This is a genomic window from Nonomuraea sp. KM90 (genome assembly GCF_052246675.1).
Lineage (GTDB): Bacteria > Actinomycetota > Actinomycetes > Streptosporangiales > Streptosporangiaceae > Nonomuraea.
This window is the reverse complement of record NZ_JBQQCB010000310.1, coordinates 1-2,876: the sequence shown is the minus strand read 5'-3', so window position 1 is coordinate 2,876 and position 2,876 is coordinate 1. Positions and strand designations below refer to the sequence as shown.

General features: G+C 70.4%; 2 protein-coding genes. One reads left to right on the top strand and one right to left on the bottom strand.

Translation table 11 applies throughout. The annotated features are described in order from the left end of the window. Positions 1–207 (bottom strand): hypothetical protein (locus tag ACTWPW_RS63710; RefSeq protein WP_443174960.1); only part of this gene is annotated, 207 nt, incomplete at its 3' end. Between ACTWPW_RS63710 and ACTWPW_RS63705 the strand changes: the two genes are divergently transcribed. Further along, positions 179–2,563 carry a TOTE conflict system archaeo-eukaryotic primase domain-containing protein gene (locus tag ACTWPW_RS63705; protein ID WP_443174959.1) on the top strand — a complete coding sequence of 795 codons (2,385 nt, stop codon included), beginning with the start codon at positions 179–181 and terminating at the stop codon, positions 2,561–2,563. The two genes, ACTWPW_RS63710 and ACTWPW_RS63705, sit on opposite strands and share 29 nt — an antisense overlap. The last annotated feature ends 313 nt before the right edge of the window (positions 2,564–2,876 follow it).

The window sequence follows — 2,876 nt, the reverse complement described above, 5'->3', positions numbered from 1 at the left end:
GCTGCCGGGCGGGCTGCCGGGCGGGCTGCCGGGCGGGCTGCCGGGCGGGCTGCCGGGCGGGCTGCCGGGCGGGCTGCCGGGCGGGCTGCCGGGCGGGCTGCCGGGCGGGCTGCCGGGCGGGCTGCCGGGCGGGCTGCCGTACGCGGACGGCGGCTCGTCCCCGCAGGACAGGATCGCGTTGTTCCGGGCTCTGTTCGTCGGCCGCACCGATGTCTACGCCCGGCGATGGGTGAGCCGGGATGGCAAGGTTGGCTGGAGCCCGGCGGAGGCGAAACCGTGGGACAAGGACAAGCCCGACAGCGCACGGGTGTTCTTGCCGTTCACCGATGACGTCATCGACAGGCACCTGCGGCGTCCCGCCTCCGCGCGCGATGAACTCCACGTCGGGCTCTATCCGCTGTTGCCCGATGACACCACGCGCGTGTTGGTGTGCGATTTCGACGGCAAGTCGGGCCGCAGCGGCTGGCAGGATGACGCGCAGGCCTATGTGCGGGCCTGCGCGGAAGCCGGCGTTCCCGCCTTGGCCGAGGTGTCTCGGTCAGGGCAGGGCGCGCACGTGTGGATCTTTTTCATCGCGCCGGTCGCGGCCAGCAGCGCCCGAGCCTTGGGCATGGCTCTGCTGCGCAGGGCGATGGACACGCAGGCGGGGATGCCCTTGTCCACCTACGACCGCCTCATCCCGTCCCAGGACTTCGTGCCCATCAACTCCAGGAAGGGCGCCCGCTTCGGCAACCTGATCGCCCTGCCGCTGAACGGGGCCGCTCACGCCACCGGCGCCACGCTGTTCTGCGATCCGGCCACCTGGATCCCCTACCCCGACCAGTTCGCCTACCTGTCTCAGACCCGGCGGCTCACGCCACAGCGCGTGAAGGAGATCGCCGACGACCTGGGCACGCTGCGAGCCGGCCCGAGCCACCTCGCCTCTCGGATGCCGGCCAAACCGCGCCGCGGCGCGCTCGGCACGGCCCCTGAGACGGTCAACGCCGTCAGGGGTCCGATGCTGCGCATCGCCACCGCCGGGCTACCGCCCTCCCTGCTTGCGGCGCTCAAGCACGCCGCCTCCTTTCACAATTCCGAGTTCTACCGGCGGCAGAATCAGCGCTTCTCCACCTACAACTGTCCGAGGCTCGTGTGCTGCTTCGACGACTCCGACCCTGACTGGCTCGCCTTGCCTCGAGGCCTGTTCGACGAAGCCGCCGCGCTTATCGCCGCCGCCGGAGGAACGCTCACCGCACAGCCCGCACGCCCGCGTCCGCCCTCGATCAGGGTCACCTTCACCGGTCAGCTCACCCCTGTCCAAGCCGCCGCCATCGACGCCATGGCCGCGCATGACTGCGGGGTGCTGGTCGCGCCGACCGGGGCGGGCAAGACCGTGATGGCCTGCGCGTTGATCGCACGTCACCGCCTCCCGACCGCTGTTGTCGTCAACCGAGCCGAACTGCTGGATCAGTGGCGGGACCGGCTGGCCGGCTTCCTCGACCTCGGCGGCATCTCGGTGGGGTCTCTGGCAGCGGGCAAGGACCAGCGCGGCGGGATCGTGGACCTGATCATGTTGCAGACCCTCAGCCACCGTGACGCGTCCCCCGGTCTTCTGGACCGTTACGGCCTGGTCGTCGTCGATGAGTGCCACGCGGTCGGCGCCCCCGCAGCCGAGGCCGCCCTGCGCCAGGTCCCCGCCGAGCGGTGGATCGGCCTGTCGGCCACCCCTTACCGCGCCGACGGGATGAACCCGATCATCACGATGCAGTGCGGCCCGATCCGCCATGAGATCACCGACCAGCCCACCTTCCCCCGACGTCTCATCGTCCACCCCACACCCTTCACCACCCACGAGCCGGGCACCGACGGCGCCTCCATGCAGGCCATCTACGGCGAACTCGCCGCCGATCAGACCCGCAACCGACAACTCGTTGCGGACATCGCCGACGCCTACGAACGTGGCCGCAGCAGCCTGGTCCTGACCAACCGAGTCGAGCACATCGCGCACCTCGCCGACGCCCTCACCGCGCTCGGCGTCGCGCCCAGGCTCCTGCACGGCAGGTTGCCCCGCCGGGAACGCGATCGGGTGCGCCAGGAGATCTCCGCCGCCACCAGCGGCCCGCTCGTCGTCGTCGCCATCGACAAGGTGGCCGGTGAGGGACTCGATGTCCCCGTGCTCGACACGCTGTTCCTGGCCACCCCGATCGCGTTCAAGGGCCGGGTGATTCAGCAGGTCGGTCGGATCATGCGGGATACCGAAGCACGCAAGCGCGACGCCGAAGTCCACGACTACCTCGACAGCACCGTCCCGGTGCTGGAGCGTATGCACCACAAGCGCCGCCGAGTCCTTGCTCAACTGGGCTTCACCATCACCGCGCGGTCCGGCGACGCGCCAACCCGTGACCACCCGGTCAACGCCGCGGCGGCGGTGAGCCCCGACCCGCCTGCCGGCCCCGCCCCAGCCGTCACGACGGTGACCGCCGCCCAGGTGCGTTCCTGGGCGAGATCCCGCGGAATCGCGGTCCCCGCCCGCGGACGACTCAGCGCCACCCTCTGGCAGGAGTTCCACGCCAGCAACCCGTAGAGGGCAAGCCGCGTCGCCTGGGGTGGAGCGTGATGGCGGTGTGCACCTTCATCGGTTCCTGGGACTTCGTCCGCCACTTGGTTGGCTGGATCCAGCAATCGGGCAGTGCTGTCCAACTGCGGCGCATCCACGAACCGACGGTCGGCTTCACCTCCTGTGAGCCCGGCATCGCGGTGCCCGGGGTAAGCGGGCACACCCTGGGACTGTCTCGATAACGCGATGATCATTTACGGCTCCATCGCGATACGAAAAGCGCAGTGCCGTTGACCGTGCCGGTCGTCGGGTGTCAGGCCATCGATCTCGGGCTGGCCGG